The organism is Streptomyces sp. 7R007 (assembly GCF_054850255.1).
This window is the reverse complement of record NZ_JBTWMV010000021.1, coordinates 108,833-124,672: the sequence shown is the minus strand read 5'-3', so window position 1 is coordinate 124,672 and position 15,840 is coordinate 108,833. Positions and strand designations below refer to the sequence as shown.

Genomic DNA, 15,840 nt, shown 5'->3' with positions numbered 1-15,840 from the left:
CGTTTGAGGACGAGGCCGTTCAGGCCGAAGGGGGGCTGGGGCGCAGCCCCCACGCGCGTGCACGCGGACACCAGTGACTCGAAACCCCACGGCACCCGGCACCCCGCCCAGGCCCGCGGAGTCGGCTGCCGGGCGGGGTGCGGCTCGTCGAGGCCGGGCGGGCGGGCCTTCCCGGCCGTGCTGCGGCAGGCGGCCCGCTGCCTCCCCGTGGCGTAGACCACACCGTGTCCCGCGCGCGATACTGCGCCCCGGACGACCGCACGGCACCACGCACCCCACGGCGACGGAAGGCCATCTCCCTTGAAGATCCTCGGCGTTCGGACCGGCATGCTCGTCATCACCCTCCTGACCGGCGCATCGGCGGCGCCGGTGGCGCACGCGGCGACCGCCCCCTCCCCCACCGTCGAGGAACAGCGCCTCGACCGGGCCGTACCGCGGGAGATCCTGCAACGGTCCGGATTCGACGACGTGGCACCGCGGTTGGCGCGGGCGCTGGCCGGCGCCCGCTCGTACGCGCAGGCGCGCCGGATCGTCGTACGCGAGGGATCGGCCCTGTGGCGGCGGGCCGTCGACCGGGCGCAGGGGCGGGGGCCGGCCGAGGGCGACCTCAGCCGCGACGACGACCGGCCGCTGTACTGGGCGCGGCTCGGGATGACCCGGGACGTGCGCACCTGGGAGCCGGAGTTCGGGCTGAGCGACTCCCAACGGCGCGCGCTGCTGGGCTCCTTGGAGCGGACCTCGCGCGGGCAGGGCGACATCCGTTACCCGGCGCGCCACACCGGGCTGCGGCGGATCCTCGTCACCGGGTTCGACCCGTTCACCCTCGACCGGGACATCCGTATCTCCAACCCGTCCGGCGCCACCGCGCTCGCCCTCGACGGCACGGTGATCGAGACGGCGGAGGGGCCCGCGCGCATCGAGACGGCCGTGTTCCCGGTGCGCTGGGAGGACTTCGCGCAGGGCACGGTGGAGCGGACGCTGCGGCCGTACCTGCCCGAGGTGGACCTGTTCACGACCGTGAGCCAGGGACGGGTGGGGCGCTTCGACGTGGAGCGCACCAACGGCGCCTGGCGGGGCGGCTATCCGGACAACGACAACGTCTCGCGCACCGAGACCATCCCGGTGAGCGACCCCGCCACACAGCCGCAGTGGACGTCGACCACCCTGCCGTACCGCGCGATCGTGGCCGCCGACACCGGCCGTTTCCCGGTCTACGACCACACCGAGGTGACCGAGATACCCGCGGGCGGCACGGAGGCCGTCGTACGCCCCGACGGCCCGACGGCGGGGTCGACGGCCCGCGCGGGCGGCGGCGGCAACTACCTGTCCAACGAGATCGCCTACCGGGCGACCCTGCTGCGCGACCGGCTCGGCCTGCACGACACGCTGCCGGGCGGCCATGTGCACACGCCGGTGCTGCAGTTCGGCGACGGCAACACGACGGAGGTCACCGATCCGGACTTCGTGCGCAACCGGCTGGACATCATCGACCAGGTGCGGGCGATCGTGACGGTGGCGGCGGAGGCGACCTTCAGGAGGTGACGTTCAGGAGGTGACGTTCAGGAGGTGACCGGCTCGTCCTCGGCGCGCTCGTCCCCGGCGTTCTCCTCGCCCAGCAGGTCGCGGGCCATCAGGGTGGCGCCCGCGACCGCGCCCGGCATCAGGAACACCGCCACGAACGGCACCAGGAAGGCCAGGCCCAGCGGGGTGCCGAAGCCCCACACCAGGGTCCTGCGCGAGCGCAGCAGGGCGAGGCGCTCGCGCAGGTCGACACCGCGGCGCTGGAGGGCGACGGCCGTCAGTTCCTCGGTGAGGAAGAAGCCGGTGACGAAGAACCCGATCACGGGCACGACCGTCTGCCCGACCACGGGCAGGAAGCCGAGGGCGAACAGGAGCACGCCCCACACCCCGGCGCGGACGAGGATGCGCAGGCTGTCGCGGGCCGAGATCCACAGCTCGCGCCAGAGCGGGAGGCCGGACTCGGGGGCGGTGCCGTCCGGGGAGACCTCGCGGTCGACCTTCTCGGAGAGGTTCTCGTAGAAGGGCTGGCCGATCAGGAGGGTGACCGCGGTGAAGGTGAGGACGGCGAGGAGGAGGGCCAGCGCGAACAGGACGGCGGTGAGCAGGCCGCGGAAGAGGCCCCGCCAGGGGCTCGACCAGTCGTCGGCGAACGGGGTCGACCAGCCGACGACGTCCTCGCCCCACAGGGCCAGGGCGACGAGCGCGGCCGCGTAGAGGACGAGGGTGATCAGGCCGGGCAGCAGGCCGAAACCGTACTGCCTGCCGTGCCCGGCCACCCAGCGTTGGCCCTTCAGGAGGTAGCCGAATCCCGCCCCAAGATCGCGCATGGGGGAAACTTTACTCAGGCCGTGGCGACGGCCACGACCACCCCCGGCTCCGCCGCCGGCGAGACGGCCGCCGAGATGCGCACGGCCGTCGCCCGCGCGACGCGGCCCGCCCTGGACGCGCCCGCCAGCAGCAGCGGCTGGAGCTGCTCCAGGCCCGCCACCAGCAGTTCCTCCCCGGCGACGAACACCGGCCGGGCCGCCTTCGCGGAGGCCGCCGCCGCTTCCGTGAGGTCGGCCAGGGCGGGCAGGGCGCCCCGGACGACGTTGCCGCCGGCGGCGGCCGCGCGTTCGGCCAGGGCGACCTGGAGCGGCATCAGCGGGGCCACCGCGGCGGTCAACGCGTCGGCGATGCGGCTCAGTTCCGGCGTCGACTCGCGCAGCACCTCCGCCGCGGCGCGGATCATCGGCGTGAGCGCGAGCAGCACGCCCGCGAGCAGCCCGGCCGCGGCCGGCAGCAGCGGCGAGGTCGCCTCCACGAACTCGCCGAGCACGGAGGCGAACTCCTCCACGGCCGGCTCCACCGCGTCCAGCACCGGCAGCAGGCTGTCGCCGAGGGCGGTGAGCAGGGCCTGGGCCGGCTCGCTGACCGGGTGGACGGCGAGCGGGGCGCCGCTCGTGCCGAGCCGGGTCAGGGTCTCCACGATGCGGTAGAAGGCCTCCTGGGCCTGCGGGGAGGCGCTGGCCTCGGCCAGCTCCGCGGTCGTCTCGCGCAGCACGCGCAGCACCTCCGCGCCCGAACCGTCGCGCGGGTCGAAGGTGTTGAGGGCGATGCGGGTGATGTTGCCGGCCGTGTCCAGGAGTTGGCCGGTGATGTCGGTGGTGTTGCGTGCCATGCGCAGCATGTCGTCCCTGCTGGGGAGCGACGGAATCGTTGCCATGGGCTCTCCTCGCCTCACGGGCGGTCGCAGCGGTCGCCCTCAGCATGCCCCGTCCGGGGCCCGGGGGATGCGCCGTCCGGGAGCATCGGTGACGGTGACCGCCTGGTGGTGCGATTGAGTCGAACGGGCAGGTATCGCCGTACCGATCTCCGGGAAGCCCCACGAGCAGCGGCTGAGATCGAGGAGAGCGGATGACGCAGCAGATCCACGGCACCGTGGCCGAGGGCTACGAGGCCGTCCGGGAGGAGTTCGCCGCGTTCGTGGCGGAGGAACGGCCGGATTACGAGGGCCAGTTGTGCGCGTACGTGCACGGGCGCCCGGTCGTCGACCTGTGGGCGGGGGACGCCGCCGCCGACTCCCTGTACGGGGTGTACTCCGCCACGAAGGGCGCCGCCCATCTGGTGGTGGCCCTGCTGGTGCAGGACGGCACGCTGGAACTGGACCGCAAGGTGACGTACTACTGGCCGGAGTTCGCGGCCGAGGGCAAGGGGGCGCTGACCCTGCGCGACCTGCTCGCGCACCGGGCGGGGCTGGTCGGCACGGACACCGGGTTCACCCTCGACGAGCTCGCCGACGACCGCCAGCTCGCCGAACGGCTGGCGGACCAGCGCCCGTTCTGGCGTCCGGGCACGGCGTTCGGCTACCACGCGCTGGTCATCGGGGCGCTGACCGGCGAGGTGGTACGGCGGGCGACCGGGCGCAGCCTCCAGGAGGTCTACGAGGAACGGATCCGCGCGCCGTACGGCCTGGACTTCCACCTGGGGCTGCCCGCCGCCCACGAACCCCGCTTCCGCAGCGCGCAGCCGATGGCGCCCACGCCGAGGCAGCAGGCCCTGCTCGACTCCCTCCCGCACGGCCCGCACACCCTCTCCTCCATCGCCTTCAACCGCCACGCCCCCGAGCCGACCGACCTCGAGTCCCTGCCCAACCAGCCGGTGATCCGCGCCAAGGGCCCGGCGTCGGTGGGCGGGGTGGCCTCCGCGCGCGGCCTCGCGGGTCTGTACGCGGCGGCGATCAGCGAGGTGGGCGAGCAGGCGCCGCTGCTGAAGGCGGACACGGCGGCGGAGTTCGGCCAGTTCCACTCCGTGGGGTACGACCTGGTGGCCCGCTCGCACAAGTCGTACGGCCTGGGCTTCCAGATGACGGCCGACACCTGGCACCCCTTCCTGGGTGCCGGCGCCTTCGGGCACAGCGGCGCCTCCGGCTGCCAGGCCTTCGCCGATCCCCGCAGCGGCCTGGCCTACGGCTACACCCGCCGCCGGCACGCCTTCCCGGGCGGTGCGGCCCCGGAGAACGACCGGCTGGCGGGCGCCGTGCACCGGGCGGCGCTGGGGAGATGAGACGGGCCTGATGACACGGGCGCGGGCCGGACCCCGAAGCCCAGCAGGGGCCCCGACCACCAGCCGGCCCCCGCGCCCGACGACGAGCGGAAGCCGCACCCGGCCACCAGCGGAAACCGCACCCCGCGTCCAGGGGTGCGGCCCCGCTCGCGGCCGGGCCGGTGCCGCCGCGTGCGGTACTACAGCTTGACGACCATCTTGCCGATGTTGTCGCCGCGCAGGACCCCGAGGAACGCCTCCAGGTTGTTCTCGATGCCCTCGACGACCGTCTCGCGGTACTTGAGCCGCCCGGAGGCCACCCACGGGCCGACCTCGGCGACGAACCGGGGCTGGAGGTCGTGGTGGTCGCCGACGAGGAAGCCCTCGATGCGGCCGCGGGTCTGGATGAGCCGGGCGAGGTTCTTCGGGCCCGGGGCCGGCTCGGTGTTGTTGTAGACGGAGATCATGCCGCAGACGGCGATCCGGCCGTCCCGGTTGAGGGAGCCGATCGCGGCCTCCAGGTGGTCGCCGCCGACGTTGTCGAAGTAGACGTCGACGCCGTCGGGCGCGGCGGCCCTCAACTGCTCGCCGACGGGGCCGTTCTTGTAGTTGAAGGCCGCGTCGAAGCCGTACTCGTCGAGCAGCAGCTTGACCTTCTCGTCCGAGCCGGCCGAGCCGATGACGCGCGAGGCGCCCTTGAGCTTGGCGATCTGGCCGACCTGGCTGCCGACGGCACCCGCGGCGCCGGAGACGAAGACCGCGTCGCCCTCTTTGAAGGAGGCGGTGCGCAGCAGTCCGGCGTACGCGGTGAGGCCTGTCATGCCGAGGACGCCGAGGTACGCGGAGAGGGGCACCTGGGCGGCGTCGGGGTCGACCTTGACGGCCGGGACGACCGCCGGGCCGACCTTGACGGCGTTCTTCGCGTCCACGACCGCGTACTCGCGCCAGCCGAGGAAGTGCAGGACGTGGTCGCCGACGGCGATGTCCTCGGCGTGGGACTCGATCACCTCGCCGACCGCGCCGCCCTGCATGGCCTTGCCGAGCTCGAAGGGGGCGGCGTAGGACTTGGCGGCGCTCATGCGGCCGCGCATGTACGGGTCGACGGAGAGGTACCGGTTCCGCACGAGCACCTGGCCCTCGCCCGGGGTGGGGACCTCCGCCTCGACCAGGGCGAAGTTCTCCGGCTGCGGCCAGCCGACGGGGCGGCTGAGCAGGTGCCATTCGCGGTTGATCATGGGGGGTCGCCTTTCCATTTACTTCAGTACCTGAAACAACGATGCTCCTGAATATTTCAGGTTGTCAAGTAAGCGGGTACCCTGGAGGGCATGGCCCTACCGCAGAAGACCAGCCGCATCGACCCGCTGACCATGGAGGTCGTCGAACTCATCGGGGACGTCGTGGCCCGTTTCTACGCGGACTACGAGGAGGCGGCGGGAGAGCACGCGCTGACCGGCGCGCAGGCACGGCTGCTGAGCCTGCTGTCGCTGGAGCCGCTGCCGATGCGGAAGCTGGCGCTGAAGCTCAAGTGCGAGCCGTCGAACGTGACGGGGATCGTGGACCGGCTGGAGTCACGCGGGCTGGTCGAGCGCCGCCCCGACCCGGCCGACCGCCGCGTGAAGCTGGCGGTGGCGACGGAGGAGGGCCGCCGGGTCGCCCGCGAACTCCGCGACGGCCTGCGTTTCGCCCGCGAACCGCTGGCGGGGCTGTCGGACGAGGAGCGGCTGTCGTTGCGGGATTTGCTTCAGCGCATGCTGCGGGCCTGAGAGCGGCGGCACCGCCGCACCCCTAGGAGCACCACCACAAGAACCGCTTGCACGTCTGCGAGGGGGACGGGTCCGGGCTCGGCGCCGAGGTCGTCGGGGCCGAGGTGGCCGTCGGGGTCGTCGCGGGAGCCGTAGCCGCCGGGGCGGAGGCGGACGCGCCGGGGCCGGCGGTGGCCGCGGCGGAGTCGGGGTCCTGACTCGGCGTTCCGGCGTCCTTTTTCTTCTTGTCGTCCTTGGCCGAACCAGAGGGGGACGGCGATTCCGACGCCCCCTCGGACGGGGAGCCGGCCGCCGCGCCCGTCTCGTCCCCCAGCGGCTGCGCCGTCTTGCCCGCCTCCGCCGACGCGGCGCCCTCCGCGGTGTCGTCCCCGGCGGCGGCCGGCTTCGACGAGGAGAAGGGCGCGTCCGTGCCCAGCTCGGCCAGGCTCAGTCCACCGGCCGCCAGCACGAAGCCGGCGGTGACCAGCAGGACCCTGCGCCGGCGTCTGCGATGGGCCGCCGCTTTGCGATCGCGTCGGCTCGCACCACTCCCGGCGGCCGGCCGGTCGGCGACGCGTCCGCCCCGGCGGCCCTGCGCCCGGCGCGCGGCCCGGCCGAGCGGTTCCTCCTCGGGGTCGCCGTCGTCACCGTCGTACGGGTTGCCCTCGTAGTCGTCCGCGGGCAGGCCGTCGTCCTGCGCGTGCGCGCGGAGCTCTTCGACTGGTGCGCCGCACCCCGGGCAGGCGAGGGCGCCGTTGAGGTGCCGTCGGCACGGGTGGCAGTAGTCCATGACGCGGGAAGAGTAAGTTCCCGGTGGGTAACGTTCCTAGGCGCGCCTGTGAAGGTTCTGTGGGGAACTGGGCGCTGCCCCACGGGGAGTTGGGGCAAGTGCCCGAAACCGGCCGCGAAAACCGTCCCGAAAGCAGTGTCGAAACCGTTACCTGTTCGACCCATTGACACCCCCCGGGCCGCGTCCTTACTGTCACGCCAGCATTTCGAACGTGTGACGAAATTTCGAACACACGCAACTGAGCCGACGAAGCAGCAAGGGGCTACTGCCGTGCGCATCACCGGAATCAGCACACACGTGGTCGGGACGCCGTGGCGCAACCTGACGTACGTCCAGGTCCACACCGACGAGGGCGTCACCGGAGTCGGCGAGACCAGGATGCTGGGCCACACCGACGCGCTGATCGGCTATCTACGGGAGGCCGAGGCCAACCACATTCTGGGCTCCGACCCGTTCGCCTTGGAAGACCTCGTACGCCGCATGAAGTACGGCGACTACGGCCGTGCGGGTGAGATCGTGATGTCCGGCATCGCGGTGATCGAGATGGCCTGCTGGGACATCAAGGGCAAGGCCCTCGGCGTGCCCGTCTGGCAGCTGCTGGGCGGCAAGGTGACCGACAAGGTCAAGGCGTACGCCAACGGCTGGTACACCACGGAGCGGACGCCCGAGGCGTACCACAAGGCCGCCCAGGGGGTCATGGAGCGCGGCTACCGGGCGCTCAAGATCGACCCCTTCGGCACCGGGCACTTCGAGCTCGACCACGAGCAGACCCTGTACGCCGTCTCCCTCATCGAGGCCGTGCGCGACGCCATCGGGCCCGAGGCCGAGCTGATGCTGGAGATGCACGGCCGGTTCTCGCCGGCCACCGCCGTCCGGCTGGCGAAGGAGCTCGCGCCCTTCAAGCCGGCCTGGCTGGAGGAGCCCGTGCCGCCGGAGAACCTCAAGGCGCTGGAGAAGGTCGCCGCCAAGGTCGACATGCCGGTCGCCACCGGCGAGCGGATTCACGACCGCATCGAGTTCCGCGAGCTGTTCGAGAGCCAGGCCGTCGACATCATCCAGCCGGACGTCGGCCACATCGGCGGCATCTGGGAGACCCGCAAGCTCGCCGCCACCGCCGAGACGCACTACATGCTCGTCGCCCCGCACAACGTGGGCGGTTCCGTGCTCACCGCCGCCTCCCTCCAGGTCGGCTTCACCTCCCCCAACTTCAAGATCCTGGAGCACTTCAACGACTTCGCGGACGCGGAGATCAAGAAGGTGGTCAAGGGGGCGCCGCAGGTGAACCCGGAGGACGGCTGCTTCCACCTGTCCGACGCGCCCGGCCTCGGCGTCGAGCTGGACACCGACGCGGCCGCCGAGTTCCCGCAGCAGCAGGCGCGGTTCGACCTGTGGGCCGAGGGCTGGGAGCAGCGCAAGCCGAAGGCCACCAAGTGAGCACCGCCGTCGTCGTCGAGGCGCCCGGCGAGCACCGGCTCACCGCGCACGAGCCCCGGCAGCCGGGGCCGGGCGAGGCGCTGGTGGCCGTGCACGCGGTCGGCATCTGCGGCAGCGACCGCGAGGTGTACCAGGGCAACCGGCCCGAGGGGTACGTCCGTTACCCGCTCACGCCCGGCCACGAGTGGTCCGGGACCGTGGAGGCGGTCGGCGGCGGCATCCCCGAGTCGCTGGTGGGGCGCAAGGTCGTCGGCGAGGGCTTTCGCAACTGCCAGGTCTGCGATCGTTGTCACGCGGGCGAGACCACGCTGTGCACGGCCGGGTACGAGGAGACCGGGTTCACCCAGCCGGGGGCCATGGCCGGCACGCTCACCCTGCCGGCCCGGCTGCTGCACGTCCTGCCGGACGACGCCGATCTGACGGCCGCCGCCCTGCTGGAGCCGGCCGCCTGTATCGCGGCCGCGGCGATCAAGGCGAACGCCCTGCCGGGCGAGCGGGTCGCGGTGGTCGGCACGGGCACGCTCGGCATGTTCGCGGTGCAGTTCCTGCGGGCCGCGTCGCCGGCGGAGCTGCTGGTGGTGGGGACGCGGGCGGACCGCGCGGAGCTTTCGAAAGCTTTCGGCGCCACCGACTTCCGCACCCGGGACCAGCGGCTCCCGGACGACTTCGACGTGGTGATCGAGACCGCCGGGTCCGCGTCCGCCGCGCGCACCGCCGCCTCCCTGCTCCGGCGCGGCGGACGCCTGGTGCTGACCGGGATCCCGGCGCCGGGCGCCGACGGTCTCGACCCGACGGACCTGGTGGTACGGCAACTGGAGGTGCACACCGTCTTCGGGGCCCCGCCGGACGCCTGGGCGCACTCCGTGCGGATGTTCGCGGCCGGGCTGCTCGATCCGCTGCCGCTGGTCTCGCACGAGCTGCCGCTGGACGAGTTCGCGCAGGCCATCGAGCTGGTGGGGTCCGGCGATCCGAAGGTGGGCAAGGTGCTGCTGCGCCCCTAGACGTACGCCGGTACGAGGGCGACCCGACGGCCCCCGTACCGGCGTACACCCAAGCCCCCCATGACTTGAGCCGCGAACCTCGTCCGAAATACCGAACACGAAGGACAGCTTGTGACGACCGACGCTTCCGTTACGGCGGCCCGCCGACCCGGTGAGCAGGCGCTCGCCGCCCTCGGCCTGGGCGCGCCCGCCCTCGATCCCGCCGACGCCTCCCGGCACACCTTCCCCGGCGGCGGCCGCTGGCGCACCGAGATCCCCTCGTGCGAGGGTCCCGAAGCGCTGGCCGTGGTGCTCAAGGAGTCCTCGCGCCTGGACGTGCCGATCCACCGGATCAGCCAGGGCAGCGGCGTGTGGATGCTGACCGACGCCGAGATCACCGAGATGGTCGAGGCGACGGGCGAACGTGACATCGAGCTCTGCCTGTTCACCGGTCCGCGCGGCACCTGGGACATCGGCGGCTCCGTGCGCTCCGACTCGCGGGGGGCCGGACTGCGCGCACGGGGCCACGACGCCGTCGCCGGCTGTGTCGAAGACGCCGTGCGCGCCACGGAGCTGGGCGTCAAGTGCCTGCTCGTCGCGGACGAGGGCGTGCTGTGGACGCTGCACCGGGCGCGCGAGGCGGGGATCATCCCGGCCGACACCACGCTGAAGGTCTCGGCGCTGATCGGGCCGGTCAACCCGGCGTCCTACGCGGTGTACGAGCGGCTCGGCGCGGACTCCGTCAACGTGCCCAGCGATCTGACGCTCGATCACCTCACCGAGATCCGGCGGGTCTCCGCCGCCCCCATGGACATGTACATCGAGGCGCCCGACGACCTCGGCGGCTACGTCCGGATGTACGAGGTCGCCGAGCTGATCCGGCGCGGCGCACCGCTCTACCTGAAGTTCGGTCTGTCCAAGGCGCCCGGCATCTACCCGTGGGGCACCCACCTGCGGGACGTGACCCTGGACACCGCCCGGGAGCGGGTGCGGCGCGGCCGCCTCGCCCTGGACCTGCTGGCCCGGCACGGAGCCGACGGCGACATGGCGCCGCTCGGTTCCCGGCTCCCCGGACCGCTCAACCGTTTCCCAGCCGCATAAACCCCACGCCGGGGCCACCACCTCTCAACGACGAGAAGAACAGGGACAGATCACCATGCGTACTCGTAGAAGCGCCCTCACCCTGATAGCCGGAGCCGCCTCCCTCGCCCTCACGCTGACCGCCTGCGGACAGAACAGCGAGGGCGGCAGCAAGGAGGACACCGGCAGTGCCAAGGGCGGCACCATCGGTATCGCGATGCCCACCAAGTCCTCCGAGCGCTGGATCGCCGATGGCAACAACGTCGTCAAGAACCTGCAAGCCAAGGGCTACAAGACCAAGCTGGTGTACGGCGAGGACGACCCCGACCAGCAGGTCTCGCAGATCGAGAACCTGATCACGCAGGGCGTCAAGGGCCTGATCATCGCGGCCATCGACAACAAGTCGCTGAACAACGTGCTGCAGCAGGCCGCCGACGCCAAGATCCCGGTGATCGCCTACGACCGTCTGATCCTCGGCACCAAGAACGTCGACTACTACGCGTCGTTCGACAACACCAAGGTCGGTGAGCTCCAGGCCAGTTACATCGTCGACAAGCTGGGCCTGAAGAACGGCAAGGGCCCCTTCAACATCGAGCTGTTCGCCGGCTCCAACGACGACAACAACACCAAGTACTTCTTCAACGGCGCGATGAGCGTGCTCCAGCCGTACATCGACAGCAAGAAGCTCGTCGTCAAGTCCGGCCAGACCAAGCTCACCCAGGTCACCACCCTGCGCTGGGACGGCACCACCGCCCAGAAGCGCATGGAGGACATCCTCACCTCGTCCTACAAGAGCGGCAAGGTCGACGCGGTGCTGTCGCCGTACGACGGCATCTCCATCGGCATCATCTCCGCGCTGAAGTCGGACGGTTACGGCTCGGCCGGCAAGCCGCTGCCCGTCATCACCGGCCAGGACGCCGAGCTCGCCTCGGTGAAGTCGATCATCGCCGGTGAGCAGACGCAGACCGTCTACAAGGACACCCGCAAGCTCGCCAAGGTCGCCGCGACCATGGTCGACGACGTCCTCAACGGCAAGACGCCGCAGGTCAACGACACCAAGACGTACGACAACGGCACCAAGGTCGTCCCCGCCTACCTGCTCCAGCCGGTGAGCGTCGACAAGACCAACTACACCAAGGAACTGGTCGACACCGGCTACTACAAGGCGAGTGAGCTCCAGTAGCGGCAACTGTCGGTGATTCCTACGGATTGAAAGGGCACACCATGGCGGGACCCGTCCTGGAAATGCGCTCGATCGTCAAGACCTTTCCCGGCGTCAAAGCGCTGTCGGACGTTACGCTGACGGTCCGTCAGGGCGAGGTCCACGCCATCTGCGGTGAGAACGGCGCCGGAAAGTCCACCCTGATGAAGGTGCTCTCCGGCGTCCATCCGCACGGCACGTACGAGGGCGAGATCCTCTTCGAGGGTGAAGTCTGCGAGTTCAAGGACATCCGGGCGAGCGAAGAGCGCGGAATCGTCATCATCCACCAGGAACTGGCCCTGGTGCCGTTCCTGTCCATCGCCGAGAACATCTTCCTCGGCAACGAGCACGCCTCCGGTGGGTTCATCAACTGGAACGAGACGCTGAAGCACGCCACCGAGGTGCTGCGCCGGGTGGGTCTGACCGACCACCCGGAGACCCGGATCGCCGACATCGGCGTGGGCAAGCAGCAGCTGGTGGAGATCGCCAAGGCGCTGTCGAAGAAGGTGAAGCTGCTCATCCTCGACGAGCCGACCGCGGCCCTCAACGACGAGGACAGCGGCAAACTCCTGGACCTCATCCTGGAGTTGAAGAAGCAGGGCATCACCTCGATCATCATCTCCCACAAGCTGAACGAGATTCGCCGGGTCGCCGACTCGGTGACGATCCTGCGCGACGGGCGGTCCATCGAGACCCTCGACGTGAAGGCGCCGGAGACCACCGAGGACCGGATCATCTCCGGCATGGTCGGCCGCGACCTCGACCACCGCTTCCCCGAGCGCACGCCGTTCGAGGGCGAGGTGGGCGCCGCCCCCGCGCTGGAGATCCGCAACTGGACCGTCCACCACCCCATCGACCAGCAGCGCAAGGTCGTCGACGACGTGTCGATCAACGTGCGGCGCGGGGAGATCGTCGGCATCGCGGGCCTGATGGGCGCCGGCCGCACCGAGCTGGCGATGAGCGTCTTCGGGCGCACCTACGGCCGGCACGCCACCGGCACGGTCCTCAAGGACGGCAAGGAGATCCGCACCAGGACCGTCGCCGAGGCGGTCCGGCACGGCATCGCCTACGTCACCGAGGACCGCAAGCACTACGGCCTCAACCTCATCGACAACGTCAACCGCAACATCTCGCTGACCGCGCTGGACAAGGTCTCCCGGCGCGGTGTGGTGGACGAGCACGAGGAGCGGCAGGTCGCCGAGCGCTTCCGCAAGTCGATGAACATCAAGGCGCCGACCGTCTTCGAGCCGGTGGGCAAGCTGTCGGGCGGCAACCAGCAGAAGGTCGTCCTCAGCAAGTGGATCTTCGCCGGGCCGGACGTGCTCATCCTGGACGAGCCCACGCGCGGCATCGACGTGGGCGCCAAGTACGAGATCTACACGGTCATCGACCAGCTGGCGGCCGAGGGCAAGGCGGTCGTCTTCATCTCCTCCGAGCTGCCGGAGCTGCTCGGTATGTGCGACCGCATCTACACCATGGCCGCCGGGCGGCTCACGGGTGAGGTCCCGCGGGCCGAGGCCACGCAGGAAGTGCTGATGCGTCAGATGACGAAGGACAAAGAGGTAACCCGATGAGCACGGATGTGACGGACAAGGTCCCGGCCTCGGCGCCGCCCGGCAAGAGCGGGGACTCCGCCTCCGGGGAGGGCCTGCTGCAGCTGATGCTGGGCGGCCTGAAGCGCAACATGCGCCAGTACGGCATGCTGATCGCGCTCGGCCTGATCGTGATCCTGTTCCAGGTGTGGACCGGCGGCGACCTGCTGCTGCCGCGCAACGTCTCCAACCTGGTGCTGCAGAACAGCTACATCCTGATCCTGGCGATCGGCATGATGCTGGTGATCATCGCCGGGCACATCGACCTGTCGGTCGGTTCGCTGACCGCGTTCGTCGGCGCGACGGCGGCCGTGCTGACGGTGGAACACAACGTGGCCTGGCCGCTCGCCCTGGTGCTGTGCCTGGTGCTGGGCGCGGTGGCCGGCTCGGTGCAGGGTTACCTGATCGCGTATCTCGGCATACCCTCCTTCATCGTGACCCTGGCGGGGATGCTGCTCTTCCGCGGCCTGACGGAGATCTTCCTGCAGGGCCAGACGCTCGGCCCGTTCCCGGACGGTCTGCAGAAGCTCGGCAACGGCTTCCTGCCCGAGGTCGGCCCGGACACCAACTACCACAACCTCACCCTGCTGCTGGGCCTGGTGCTGCTGGCCTTCGTGGTCTTCCAGGAGATCCGCGAGCGCAAGCGCGAGCAGGCGTTCTCGCTGGACGTGCTGCCGCGCAACGCCTTCCTGCTCAAGCTCGCCGCCATCGCCGCCGCGATCGTCGCCGTCACGATGCTGCTCGCCAGCTACCAGGGCGCGCCGATCATCCTGATCATCCTCGGTGTGCTGGTGGTCGGTTACGGCTACGTCATGCGCAACGCGGTCTTCGGCCGGCACATCTACGCGATCGGCGGCAACCTGCCGGCGGCCAAGCTGTCCGGCGTCAAGGACAAGAAGGTCACCTTCTTCGTCTTCCTGAACATGGGCGTGCTCGCGGCCCTGGCGGGTCTGGTGGTCGCCGCCCGTCTGAACGCGGCCTCTCCGAAGGCGGGCCTGAACTTCGAACTGGAGGCCATCGCCTCCTCGTTCATCGGTGGCGCGTCCATGAGCGGCGGTGTGGGCACCGTCCTCGGCGCGATCATCGGTGGTCTCGTCCTCGGTGTGCTGAACAACGGCATGAACCTCCTCAGCGTCGGCACCGACTGGCAGCAGGTCATCAAGGGCCTCGCCCTGTTGGCCGCGGTCGGCTTCGATGTGTGGAACAAGCGCAAGTCCGGTTCGTAAGTCAGCTCGGGTCCCGTCGGAGACGACGGGACCCCACCCCGTTACGGGAGCCGCAACATGGAACTGAACAGACGCACGGTCATCGCAGGAGCCGCGGCGGCGGGCATCGCCGCGACCACCCTCGGCGCGGGTACGGCAGAGGCGGCCTCGGGAGGCAGGAAGCCCGTGAAGGAGCTCTTCGGCAAGCTCGCCGACGGCACGAAGGTCTACCGCTGGTCGCTGGAGAACGGCGGCACCCGGCTGAAGGTGCTGAACTGGGGCGGTGTGGTGCAGGGTCTGGAGATCCCGGACCGGCGCGGCCACTACGCCAACGTCTCCCTCGGCTTCGACAACATCGAGGACTACGTCGCCAAGACCCCGTACTTCGGCGCGCTGATCGGCCGTTACGGCAACCGCATAGCCAAGGGCCAGTTCACCCTGGACGGCAAGAGCTACCAGCTGTCCGTCAACGACGGCGTCAACAGCCTGCACGGCGGCGCCCAGGGCTTCGACAAGCACATCTGGGACGTCGAGCCGTTCACCAAGGGCTCCGACGTCGGCCTGGTGCTGCACTACACCAGCATCGACGGCGAGATGGGCTACCCGGGCACCCTCAAGGCGAAGGTGACCTACACCCTCACCAAGCACGGCGACTGGCGCATCGACTACGAGGCCACCACCGACAAGGCCACGGTCGTCAACCTCACCAGCCACGTCTACTGGAACCTCGGCGGCGAGGGCAGCGGCACGATCGAGGACCACGAGCTCACGATCGCCGCCGGCCGCTACACGCCCACCGACTCGGGGCTGATCCCGACGGGCGAGCTGGCGACCGTGCACGGCACCCCGTTCGACTTCCGCAAGACCAAGACGATCGGCCGCGACATCCGCGCCGGCCACGTCCAGCAGGTGCAGGCCAAGGGCTACGACCACAACTGGGTCCTGGACAAGGGGATCACGTCCAGGCCCGAGCACGTGGCGACCCTGCGCGACCCGCGCTCCGGCCGCACCCTGAAGATCGCCACCGACCAGCCGGGCCTGCAGTTCTACTCCGGCAACTTCCTCGACGGCACCCTCACCGGCACCGGCGGCCACACCTACCGCCAGGGCGACGCGGTGTGCCTGGAGACGCAGCACTTCCCGGACTCGCCGAACCACCCGAACTTCCCGTCGACCGTGCTGCGGCCCGGTCAGACGTACCGGACGTCGACGGTCCACACCTTCGGCTGCTGACCTGCCGTCACAGCCGCAAAAGGCGGCCCGTGCTGTGT

At 70.6% G+C, this 15,840-nt stretch carries 14 protein-coding genes; 10 read left to right on the top strand and 4 right to left on the bottom strand.

Annotated features, from left to right (window positions below):
- Positions 1-327: 327 nt before the first annotated feature.
- Positions 328-1,542 (top strand): pyroglutamyl-peptidase I, encoded by a 1,215-nt coding sequence (locus ACYF6T_RS26310; protein WP_461699442.1) that lies wholly within the window; start codon positions 328-330, stop codon positions 1,540-1,542.
- A gap of 17 nt (positions 1,543-1,559) precedes the next feature.
- Here ACYF6T_RS26310 and ACYF6T_RS26305 read toward each other — a convergent pair whose 3' ends face one another.
- A complete protein-coding gene (locus ACYF6T_RS26305; RefSeq protein WP_461699415.1) occupies positions 1,560-2,348 on the bottom strand; it encodes an EI24 domain-containing protein in 789 nt (262 codons plus the stop codon).
- Between the two features lie 14 nt (positions 2,349-2,362).
- Complete coding sequence (locus ACYF6T_RS26300; protein WP_461699414.1) at positions 2,363-3,226, bottom strand: hypothetical protein; 864 nt, start codon at positions 3,224-3,226, stop codon at positions 2,363-2,365.
- 191 nt (positions 3,227-3,417) lie between these two features.
- Here ACYF6T_RS26300 and ACYF6T_RS26295 point away from each other — a divergent pair, with 191 nt between their 5' ends.
- Positions 3,418-4,566 carry a serine hydrolase domain-containing protein gene (locus ACYF6T_RS26295; protein WP_461699413.1) on the top strand — a complete coding sequence of 383 codons (1,149 nt, stop codon included), beginning with the start codon at positions 3,418-3,420 and terminating at the stop codon, positions 4,564-4,566.
- Positions 4,567-4,745: 179 nt separating this feature from the next.
- Here the strand turns inward: ACYF6T_RS26295 and ACYF6T_RS26290 are convergent, their stop codons facing one another.
- Positions 4,746-5,780 (bottom strand): NADP-dependent oxidoreductase, encoded by a 1,035-nt coding sequence (locus ACYF6T_RS26290; RefSeq protein ID WP_461699411.1) that lies wholly within the window; start codon positions 5,778-5,780, stop codon positions 4,746-4,748.
- A 90-nt stretch (positions 5,781-5,870) separates the two neighbouring features.
- Here ACYF6T_RS26290 and ACYF6T_RS26285 point away from each other — a divergent pair, with 90 nt between their 5' ends.
- Entirely contained in the window at positions 5,871-6,308 is a 438-nt protein-coding gene (locus tag ACYF6T_RS26285; RefSeq protein ID WP_461699410.1) for a MarR family winged helix-turn-helix transcriptional regulator, read from the top strand.
- A gap of 22 nt (positions 6,309-6,330) precedes the next feature.
- Here the strand turns inward: ACYF6T_RS26285 and ACYF6T_RS26280 are convergent, their stop codons facing one another.
- Positions 6,331-7,077 (bottom strand): SCO2400 family protein, encoded by a 747-nt coding sequence (locus ACYF6T_RS26280; protein WP_461699408.1) that lies wholly within the window; start codon positions 7,075-7,077, stop codon positions 6,331-6,333.
- Between the two features lie 270 nt (positions 7,078-7,347).
- Here ACYF6T_RS26280 and ACYF6T_RS26275 point away from each other — a divergent pair, with 270 nt between their 5' ends.
- The 7 genes from ACYF6T_RS26275 (at position 7,348) to ACYF6T_RS26245 (ending at position 15,802) form a co-directional block, all read left to right on the top strand.
- On the top strand, positions 7,348-8,511 hold the full coding sequence (locus ACYF6T_RS26275) for a mandelate racemase/muconate lactonizing enzyme family protein (protein WP_461699406.1): 1,164 nt from the start codon (positions 7,348-7,350) through the stop codon (positions 8,509-8,511).
- Positions 8,508-9,512: a zinc-dependent alcohol dehydrogenase gene (locus ACYF6T_RS26270; protein WP_461699405.1), complete on the top strand. Its 1,005-nt coding sequence runs from the start codon at positions 8,508-8,510 to the stop codon at positions 9,510-9,512. Before ACYF6T_RS26275 ends, ACYF6T_RS26270 begins: the two co-directional genes overlap by 4 nt.
- A gap of 111 nt (positions 9,513-9,623) precedes the next feature.
- Entirely contained in the window at positions 9,624-10,592 is a 969-nt protein-coding gene (locus ACYF6T_RS26265; protein ID WP_461699403.1) for a hypothetical protein, read from the top strand.
- Between the two features lie 55 nt (positions 10,593-10,647).
- The gene (gene chvE, locus ACYF6T_RS26260; RefSeq protein ID WP_461699401.1) at positions 10,648-11,754 is read left to right on the top strand and encodes a multiple monosaccharide ABC transporter substrate-binding protein; all 1,107 of its coding nucleotides are present in this window, start codon (positions 10,648-10,650) and stop codon (positions 11,752-11,754) included.
- A 41-nt stretch (positions 11,755-11,795) separates the two neighbouring features.
- Complete coding sequence (gene mmsA, locus ACYF6T_RS26255) at positions 11,796-13,346, top strand: multiple monosaccharide ABC transporter ATP-binding protein (RefSeq protein WP_461699400.1); 1,551 nt, start codon at positions 11,796-11,798, stop codon at positions 13,344-13,346.
- Complete coding sequence (gene mmsB, locus ACYF6T_RS26250) at positions 13,343-14,590, top strand: multiple monosaccharide ABC transporter permease (protein WP_461699398.1); 1,248 nt, start codon at positions 13,343-13,345, stop codon at positions 14,588-14,590. The genes mmsA and mmsB overlap by 4 nt, the downstream gene beginning before the upstream one ends.
- Before the next feature lie 57 nt (positions 14,591-14,647).
- Positions 14,648-15,802, top strand: coding sequence for an aldose epimerase family protein (locus ACYF6T_RS26245; RefSeq protein ID WP_461699397.1), 1,155 nt, complete (start codon positions 14,648-14,650; stop codon positions 15,800-15,802).
- The last annotated feature ends 38 nt before the right edge of the window (positions 15,803-15,840 follow it).

What these genes read in the sequence shown, in the direction of transcription:
- ACYF6T_RS26310 (WP_461699442.1), top strand. Translation starts at nt 328, where the DNA reads ATGCTCGTCATCACCCTCCTGACCGGCGCATCGGCGGCGCCGGTGGCG.
- ACYF6T_RS26305 (WP_461699415.1), bottom strand. Translation starts at nt 2,348, where the DNA reads ATGCGCGATCTTGGGGCGGGATTCGGCTACCTCCTGAAGGGCCAACGC.
- ACYF6T_RS26300 (WP_461699414.1), bottom strand. Translation starts at nt 3,226, where the DNA reads ATGGCAACGATTCCGTCGCTCCCCAGCAGGGACGACATGCTGCGCATG.
- ACYF6T_RS26295 (WP_461699413.1), top strand. Translation starts at nt 3,418, where the DNA reads ATGACGCAGCAGATCCACGGCACCGTGGCCGAGGGCTACGAGGCCGTC.
- ACYF6T_RS26290 (WP_461699411.1), bottom strand. Translation starts at nt 5,780, where the DNA reads ATGATCAACCGCGAATGGCACCTGCTCAGCCGCCCCGTCGGCTGGCCG.
- ACYF6T_RS26285 (WP_461699410.1), top strand. Translation starts at nt 5,871, where the DNA reads ATGGCCCTACCGCAGAAGACCAGCCGCATCGACCCGCTGACCATGGAG.
- ACYF6T_RS26280 (WP_461699408.1), bottom strand. Translation starts at nt 7,077, where the DNA reads ATGGACTACTGCCACCCGTGCCGACGGCACCTCAACGGCGCCCTCGCC.
- chvE (WP_461699401.1), top strand. Translation starts at nt 10,648, where the DNA reads ATGCGTACTCGTAGAAGCGCCCTCACCCTGATAGCCGGAGCCGCCTCC.
- mmsA (WP_461699400.1), top strand. Translation starts at nt 11,796, where the DNA reads ATGGCGGGACCCGTCCTGGAAATGCGCTCGATCGTCAAGACCTTTCCC.
- mmsB (WP_461699398.1), top strand. Translation starts at nt 13,343, where the DNA reads ATGAGCACGGATGTGACGGACAAGGTCCCGGCCTCGGCGCCGCCCGGC.
- ACYF6T_RS26245 (WP_461699397.1), top strand. Translation starts at nt 14,648, where the DNA reads ATGGAACTGAACAGACGCACGGTCATCGCAGGAGCCGCGGCGGCGGGC.